This is a genomic window from Paraburkholderia oxyphila NBRC 105797 (genome assembly GCF_000685075.1).
GTDB classification, from domain to species: domain Bacteria; phylum Pseudomonadota; class Gammaproteobacteria; order Burkholderiales; family Burkholderiaceae; genus Paraburkholderia; species Paraburkholderia oxyphila.
On record NZ_BAYD01000115.1, the window covers coordinates 25,116 to 32,824 of the forward strand.

Here is a 7,709-nt window from a genome sequence, read left to right on the forward strand (position 1 = left end):
GCGAGTAAGTGGTATATTGGAGACCAACGTTTCGACCGATCCTCTATGGCCTCCGCACGCATCGATTTCCCCGCGAACTTCCGCCCCCTCCAGATCTACGAGCAGGTTTCCGAAAAGATCCGCGCGGAGATCCGGGCCGGCAGATACCTTCCGGAGTCGCGCCTGCCTTCCGAGCGCGAGCTGGCTGCCTTGTTCGGCGTCGGGCGCCCGGCGGTGCGCGAGGCGATCGGGGCGCTCCAGAACGAAGGTCTCGTGCTCACGCGCCGAAATTCCGGCACCTATGTCTCGGCGAATGCCCCCGAGGTGCTGGCGCGGGTCAGCGCGCCGGCCGGCACGGCCGAAGCGAGTCTGGTCGAGGCGGATTACAGCCCCTCGGCCACGCTGGACGTGCGCCTGATTCTCGAGCCCGCCATCGCGCGCCGGGCGGCGGCCCACAAGAAACGCGACGCGCTCGCGGAGCACTATCTCGCGCAGATGGAAACACTCACCGATGTTTCGGACCCCGAACAGCGTGCGCTATGGAACAACAGTGACCGCCTGTTTCATCGGCAGCTAGCCGTGATGACCGGCGATGCGCTGCTGGTGAAGCTCGCCCAGGAGATTGCCGACACGATGGACCAGTCCTTGTGGAAGCGTCTAAAGGACGACGGCATTTACGATCCCGCCCGCATCCGCCTCTACGTCGCGGAGCACCGGCTCATTTACGAAGCCATCGTGACCGGCGACGCAGACGCGGCCGCGTTCTACGTGGAGCAGCACATCCATCGTGTCCAGCGCGATATCGCGCCGACCTGATCGTCATTCTTTGCCGGACTGCGTAGCGGCTTGCTCGATCAGCTTTGCGACGGCCGCCGGATGCGACATGTAGGCCACGTGGCTCGAATCGATCTCGACCGTCTTGCTGCCTGCGCGCTGGGTCATGAAGCGCTCCAGGTCGGGATTGATCGCGCGGTCGGCCGTTGCGACGACAGCCCAGCTCGGCTTCGTTCTCCACGCGGCGTGAGTGATCGGCACTCCGAATGATTGGGCGGCGGGCGTCACCTGCGAAATGGCCATGAAGCTGGCTTCAGACGCGGGCAAGTCGGCGGCGAAATCCGCGTGGAAATCGGCCGGATCGATGTACAGATGGCCGTCGGCGGTCGCCTTGATGGCCGTGGTTGCGGGCGGCATCTTCTTGGTCAGCTCGAGCGGCGTTTCGCCCGTGTCCGGCTGGAACGCGGCCACGTAGACGAGGCCCGCGACCTTGTCATCGTTGCCGGCCTCGGTCACCACCGCGCCGCCGTAGCTGTGGCCGACGAGGATGCTTGGGCCGTCCTGCGCATCGATCACGCGGGTGGTGGCCTTTACGTCGTCGCCGAACGAGGTTTCCGGCTCCTGCACGACGGAGACCTTGTAGCCGTCACGCGTGAGGATCTTCGAAACCGCTTGCCAGCCTGAGCCGTCGGCGAAATAGCCGTGGACGAGGACGATGTTCTTGACCGGCGCAGCCGTGGCGGCCTGCGAGCCGAGCGCGGCGGCGGAAAGGGCGAGGGCGGCGGCGATGCGGGTGAGGTATGAGGAAGTCTTCATTTTCGTGCTCCAGTGGGTGAGGTAACTGAGGAACCGACAGGGGATGACCTGTTCGATGTAGCCATCCTACTAGTAGGATGGCTGAGATGCAAGAAAATTTTTGCGACTCGTCATGAGGCCACGTTCCACGGTAGACTAGCGATGAATCAACCGACTAGATGGTAGGCAAAATGACGGCAACTGGGGACATAACAGCAAACAGGATCGTTGCAGCGGGGCGGCAGCTCATCATGCGTCGCGGCTATAGCGGCTTTAGCTATGCGGACATCGCAGAAGCGATCGAGATTCGCAAGGCGAGCATTCACCATCACTTCCCTGCCAAAACCGATCTCGTGATCGCTGTGCTGGACGAGTGGCGGGAAGCACTCGACGCCGACGTCGAAGCACTTCAGGCGAGCGGCGCCGATGCCATTGCGCAATTGCACGCCTACATCGGGCATTGGGAGCGCTGTATCGCGGACGACACGGCGCCGTTCTGCGTAGCGGGCATGCTGGGCGCCGAGCTTCCTTCGCTGCCCGAGGAAGTGGCGCAAGCGGTGAAAATGTTCTTCGACACCCTGACTTCGTGGATTGAGCGGGTGCTCGAGTCGGGCGTGAAGGACGGCCTCATCAAACTGGGTTCATCGGCGCGAACCGAGGCTGCAACGCTGGTGTCGGTGGTTTATGGCGCCATGCTGGCCGCGCGGGTGCAGGGCAACGTCGCGCTATTCAAGGATGTGACCGAGAGTGCCGTGGAAAGACTGGTGAAGCCGCGCAAGCGTACGCGGTCCGCCTGATGTTCGGAGAGGCACATTGCCGTCCCGCATGCGCCTCCCCGGAAATCCTCGATGAATAAAAAAGCGCACGCCGGATAACCCGGCGTGCGCTGCAAACCCCAGGTACGGGGAGAATGGTTTTAACGCACGAGGAAGCCGTAGGTGAGCGGATCGCGCTCGTCGATGATCCACTGCGCGAACCCGCAGATAAAGGCCTCGCCCTCGACTTCGGGAATCACGGCGGGCATGCCGTTGACTGACGTCTCGCGCAGAACCCTGCCTTTGAATATCGTGCCGACGATGGACTCGTTCACGAGCGTTTCGCCCGCCTTGAGCTGGCCGCGCTGATAAAGCTGCGCCACGCGTCCGCCGGTTCCCGAGCCCGTGGGCGAGCGGTCGACTTCGCGATCGGCGAACACGCAGCAATTGGCCTGGGTCGATCCTTCATGGCGCGGCTGGTTGGCAATGATCGTCCCGTAGATGTGATTGATCTCGGGAATCCCCGGGTGCTGCACCGGAAAGGCCTTGTTGGCCGCTTCCTTGACCTCGGCGCCGAAACGGATGAGCTGTTCGACCGCCGCCTCGCGCACCGGCAGATCGAAAGGCGCGCCGTCGACGTAGAAGTAGAACGCGCCGCCGTATGCGATATCGCCCGTGACCTTGCCGAAGCTCGGCGTTTCCACTGTCACGTCACGCTTCCAGAGGAATGACGGCACGTTCACGAAGCGCACGCCGCCGGCGTGCTCGCCGTCCCACTTGACGAAGGCCTCGATGAAGCCGCAAGGCGCGTCGATGCCCACGCGCGTTTCGGGCACGGTCCGTTGCACCCAGCCCAGCTCGACAGCGGCCGTGGACAAGGCGATGACGCCATGGCCGCAGTGGTCGCTATAGCCTTCGTTGTGCAGAAAGATCACACCGAAGTCGGCGCCCGGCGAGACGGGCTCGGTGAGATAGCCGCCATACATGTCCGCATGGCCGCGCGGCTCGAACATCAACGCGCGGCGGATATCGTCGGCGTTTTCCTTGAGCCACGCGCGGCGCTGGACGATGGTGTCGCCGGGCAGGCGCGGCAGGCCGCTCGTGACGATGCGGAAGGCCTCGCCGCCGGTGTGAACTTCGACGGTCGAAATGGTGCGTGTCGGCTTCATGAGAATCGAATGACCAGGCTGATGGATGAGTTACTGGGCATACGGCACGGGCAGGCCGTTGCGAATGACATAAACCGTCGTTGGCGCGCCTACGAGATCGCCCTTCGCGTCAAACGAATAGGTGCCCGCGACGCCCTTGTAATGTTCTTTGGACAACTGATCGATGAGCTTTTCCTTGTCGGTGGTCGTGCCGGCCTTGACCATCGCGTCGGCCAGCATCTTCACGCCGTCGTAGTAGTTCACCGCATACACCTGGGTGTCCATATGGTAGGCGTCGTGGTACTTCTTCAGGAATTCGCGGCCTTCGGGCGTCTTGTCCAGCGCCACGCCCCCTTGAGCACAGTACACGATGGAGGCCGCATCGCCCGCGACCTTGCCCATGTCGGCCGAGCAAATGCCGTCGCCGCCGAGCAGCTTGGCGCGCAGGCCGCGCTGGCGCATCTGCTTGGCCATGGGCGCGCCCTGGGCGGCATAGCCGCCGAAGAAGATCACATCGGGATTCTCGGCCTTGATGGTGGTGAGGATGCCAAGGAAGTCGGTCGCCTGCGAATTCGTGAACTGATGGTCCACGATCTTCAGGTTATTGGCTTTCGCGACGTCTTCGAACTGCTGCGCGACGCCCTGGCCATAGGCCGTTCTGTCGTCGATGATGGCGGCCGTTTTGGCGTGCAGCGTCTTGGCCGCGAATTCGGCCATCGTGCCGCCCAGCTGCTCGTCGCTCGCGCCGATACGGAAGATGTTCTTGAAGCCCTGCTGGGTCAGCGCGGGATTGGACGCAACCGGGAGGATCGGGATATTGGCATTGTGGTAGACGCGCGATGCCGGGATCGCCACGCCGGAGTTGTAGGGGCCGATGACGGCGACCACGCCCTTGTCGACGAGATTCTGGGCGACCTGCACGCCCACCTTGGGGTCGGCCTGGTCGTCCTGCGAATCCAGTTTGAACGTGACCGCCTTGCCCGCGACGGTCACGTGCTGCGCGTTCAGCTCGTTGATCGCGAGGCGCGCGCCATTCTCATTGTCCTTGCCGTTTGCGGCCTGCGGACCCGTCAGCGGCGCGGAATGCCCAATGACGACGACTTCTTGCGCGTGCGCTGCCACAGCGCCGAATGCCGAAGCAGCGACCACAGCGGTAATGAGTTGACGCATGACCGGTCTCCTGAAATTGGTTTTAGAGAGACCAATGTATTTCAGTGGTGGTGCGATAGCAAGCACTTTTAAAAAAGACCGCTGCCCGTGGTCCCGGGGAAAACCAGATGGGGGCCGGCGAGCGGGCATGCAGACGGTGCTCCCCGGTGTTTTCCGGCGTCCCAAAACAAAACCGCCCTTGCAGCGATCTGCGCTGCAAGGGCGGTTTTCATGAGGCGAGGCGCCTCGTGCCGAACGAGGCCGGGCAGGGTGGTGGACCCAGCCCAGCCTCCCGGCTTCGCGCGAGGCTTACTTCGCCACGGCTTCGAGCGCTGCGTTGAACGTCTTGCTCGGGCGCATGACTTCGGCAAGCTTCGCGAAGTCCGGCTTGTAGTAGCCGCCGATATCGACCGGCTTGCCCTGCACCGCGGCGAGCTCGCCGACGATGGTCTTCTCGTTCTCGGTCAGCGTCTTCGCGAGCGGGGCGAACAGCGCTGCGAGTTCCGCGTCGTCCTTCTGTGCGGCCAGCTCTTGCGCCCAGTACATCGAGAGGTAGAACTGGCTGCCGCGGTTATCCAGCTCGCCGGTCTTCGGCGACGGGCCCTTGTTGTTGTCGAGCAGCTTGCCGGTGGCGGCGTCGAGCGTCTTCGCGAGCAGCTTGGCGCGCGCGTTGTTCGTCTTGATGCCGAGGTCTTCCAGCGACACGGCCAGCGCGAGGAATTCGCCGAGCGAGTCCCAGCGCAGGTGGTCTTCCTGCACGAGCTGCTGCACGTGCTTCGGCGCCGAGCCGCCCGCGCCCGTTTCGTACATGCCGCCGCCGGCCATCAGCGGAACGATCGAGAGCATCTTCGCCGACGTGCCCAGTTCCATGATCGGGAACAGGTCGGTCAGGTAGTCGCGCAGGATGTTGCCCGTGACCGAGATCGTGTCCAGACCGCGGATCACGCGCTCGAGCGAGTAACGCATCGCGCGGACTTGCGACATGATGTGCAGTTCGAGGCCGCTCGTGTCGTAGTCCTTCAGGTACGCCTCGACCTTCTTGATCAGCTCGTTTTCGTGCGGACGGTACGGGTCGAGCCAGAACACGGCCGGCATGCCCGAGTTGCGCGCGCGCGTGACGGCGAGCTTGACCCAGTCGCGGATCGGCGCGTCCTTCACGAGGCACATGCGCCAGATGTCGCCTTGCTCCACTTCTTGCGTGAGCGCTTCGATGACTTCGCCCGTGGCGTTGTCGACGATGCGCGCCGTGCCGTCTTGCGGGATTTCGTAGGTCTTGTCGTGCGAGCCGTACTCTTCGGCCTTCTGCGCCATCAGGCCGACGTTGGGCACCGTGCCCATCGTGCGCGGATCGAATGCGCCGTTGGTCTTGCAGAAGTTGATGATTTCCTGGTAGATGCGCGCGAACGTGCTTTCCGGAATCAGGCACTTCGTGTCGGCCGGGCGGCCGTCGGCGCCCCACATCTTGCCGCCGGCGCGGATCATCGCGGGCATCGAGGCGTCGACGATCACGTCGTTCGGCGCGTGCAGGTTCGAGATGCCCTTGGCCGAGTCGACCATCGCGAGCGACGGACGGTGCTCATGGCACGCGTGCAGGTCGCGGATCACTTCTTCGCGCTTCGATTCCGGCAGCGCTTCGATCTTCGTGTAGAGATCGACCATGCCGTTGTTGACGTTCACGCCGAGCTCTTCGAAGAGTTTCGCGTGCTTCTCGAACGCGTCCTTGTAGAACACCTTGACGGCGTGGCCGAACACGATGGGGTGCGAGACCTTCATCATGGTGGCCTTCACGTGCAGCGAGAGCATGACGCCGGTCTTGCGCGCGTCTTCCATCTGCTCTTCGTAGAACGCGAGCAGCGCCTTCTTGCTCATGAACATGCTGTCGACGATCTCGCCTGCTTGCAGCTTGACCTTCGGTTTCAGCACGATGGTCTCGCCGCCCTTCGTGACGAGCTCCATGCGGACTTCACGATCCTTGTCGTTCGTGATCGACTTTTCGCCGTGATAGAAGTCGCCGTGCTTCATGTGAGCCACGTGCGTGCGCGAAGCCATGCTCCACTCGCCCATGCTGTGCGGGTGCTTCTTCGCGTAGTTCTTGACCGCGAGCGGCGCGCGGCGGTCCGAATTGCCTTCGCGCAGCACCGGGTTCACGGCGGAGCCGAGGCACTTCGAGTAGCGCTTTTGAATCGCTTTCTCTTCGTCGGTCTTCGGGTCTTCGGGGAAATCGGGAACCTTGTAGCCCTTGCCCTGCAGTTCCTTGATCGCGGCAACGAGCTGAGGAACCGACGCGCTGATGTTCGGCAGCTTGATGATGTTCGTTTCCGGGAGCTGCGTGAGGCGACCCAGCTCGGCCAGATTGTCCGGCACGCGCTGCTCTTCGCTCAGGAACTCGGGGAATTCGCCCAGGATGCGGCCCGCAACGGAGATATCGCTGGTCTCGACGTTCACGCCGGCCGGCGCAGCGAAGGTGCGGATGATCGGCAGAAACGAGCTGGTGGCGAGCAGCGGCGCTTCATCGGTCAGGGTATAGATGATGGTGGGTTGCTGGGTACTCATCGGCTTCTTGGCGGGGTTCAAAAACGGGGTGAAGACACCACCGGCTGCGCGCAGTCGGCGAAACACCTGGATTTTGCCTCAATTTGAGGAGACCTGGGGGCTTACTGTCCATCAATTTCATAATATGGAATGCCGTTGCGGGAACTCGTTTGGGCTGGAAGCCGGGCGGTTTGGCCCGGATCGGGCGGCCATGCGATGAAAACGTTGCCACGGCGAAAGCCCGCCGTGCAAGGGCTTGCGGGATGTTGCGGGCGATCTTTCCGTGTCCGAAGGGTTTTCTTGTTTTGGATCCAGATTACTTGTCAATCTGGTAAAGACCCTTATAAATCGAGGCGTGAATCGTGCAGTCTTATAGAAGAATTTTTTGCCGGCGGCGGCCGTTGTCGGGCCGTTTTTGTCTGTGCCGCGGCAAGCGGGGTTGGGGCTCAATTCATCCTGAACTCGGGGGCGACCTCTTCCGGCGTTTTTCCGGTCTGGGCGCCGTTGCCGTTAAGATCAGGGTTCGCTGGGGGCCTTGCGGCGTTGGCCTTAACTTGTTTTCGCGGCGGGCCGCAGG

The 7,709-nt window shown here is 62.9% G+C and carries 6 protein-coding genes; 2 read left to right on the top strand and 4 right to left on the bottom strand.

Annotation, left to right across the window (positions count from 1 at the left end; translation table 11 throughout):
- The first annotated feature begins 45 nt into the window (after window positions 1-45).
- Window positions 46-795 (top strand): FadR/GntR family transcriptional regulator, encoded by a 750-nt coding sequence (locus BO1_RS40515; protein ID WP_028222449.1) that lies wholly within the window; start codon window positions 46-48, stop codon window positions 793-795.
- A 3-nt stretch (window positions 796-798) separates the two neighbouring features.
- Here the strand turns inward: BO1_RS40515 and BO1_RS40520 are convergent, their stop codons facing one another.
- Entirely contained in the window at window positions 799-1,569 is a 771-nt protein-coding gene (locus tag BO1_RS40520) for an alpha/beta hydrolase (RefSeq protein WP_028222450.1), read from the bottom strand.
- A gap of 170 nt (window positions 1,570-1,739) precedes the next feature.
- Between BO1_RS40520 and BO1_RS40525 the strand changes: the two genes are divergently transcribed.
- Window positions 1,740-2,345: a TetR/AcrR family transcriptional regulator gene (locus BO1_RS40525; RefSeq protein WP_028222451.1), complete on the top strand. Its 606-nt coding sequence runs from the start codon at window positions 1,740-1,742 to the stop codon at window positions 2,343-2,345.
- Window positions 2,346-2,464: 119 nt separating this feature from the next.
- Here BO1_RS40525 and lhpH read toward each other — a convergent pair whose 3' ends face one another.
- From lhpH to BO1_RS40540, 3 genes are all read right to left on the bottom strand, one after another.
- A complete protein-coding gene (gene lhpH, locus BO1_RS40530; RefSeq protein ID WP_028222452.1) occupies window positions 2,465-3,472 on the bottom strand; it encodes a trans-3-hydroxy-L-proline dehydratase in 1,008 nt (335 codons plus the stop codon).
- 30 nt (window positions 3,473-3,502) lie between these two features.
- Window positions 3,503-4,621, bottom strand: coding sequence for a branched-chain amino acid ABC transporter substrate-binding protein (locus BO1_RS40535; RefSeq protein WP_028222453.1), 1,119 nt, complete (start codon window positions 4,619-4,621; stop codon window positions 3,503-3,505).
- A gap of 288 nt (window positions 4,622-4,909) precedes the next feature.
- Window positions 4,910-7,153: an NADP-dependent isocitrate dehydrogenase gene (locus BO1_RS40540; RefSeq protein WP_028222454.1), complete on the bottom strand. Its 2,244-nt coding sequence runs from the start codon at window positions 7,151-7,153 to the stop codon at window positions 4,910-4,912.
- Window positions 7,154-7,709: the final 556 nt, after the last annotated feature.

What these genes read in the sequence shown, in the direction of transcription:
- BO1_RS40520 (WP_028222450.1), bottom strand. Translation starts at nt 1,569, where the DNA reads ATGAAGACTTCCTCATACCTCACCCGCATCGCCGCCGCCCTCGCCCTT.
- BO1_RS40525 (WP_028222451.1), top strand. Translation starts at nt 1,740, where the DNA reads ATGACGGCAACTGGGGACATAACAGCAAACAGGATCGTTGCAGCGGGG.
- BO1_RS40535 (WP_028222453.1), bottom strand. Translation starts at nt 4,621, where the DNA reads ATGCGTCAACTCATTACCGCTGTGGTCGCTGCTTCGGCATTCGGCGCT.
- lhpH (WP_028222452.1), bottom strand. Translation starts at nt 3,472, where the DNA reads ATGAAGCCGACACGCACCATTTCGACCGTCGAAGTTCACACCGGCGGC.
- BO1_RS40540 (WP_028222454.1), bottom strand. Translation starts at nt 7,153, where the DNA reads ATGAGTACCCAGCAACCCACCATCATCTATACCCTGACCGATGAAGCG.
- BO1_RS40515 (WP_028222449.1), top strand. Translation starts at nt 46, where the DNA reads ATGGCCTCCGCACGCATCGATTTCCCCGCGAACTTCCGCCCCCTCCAG.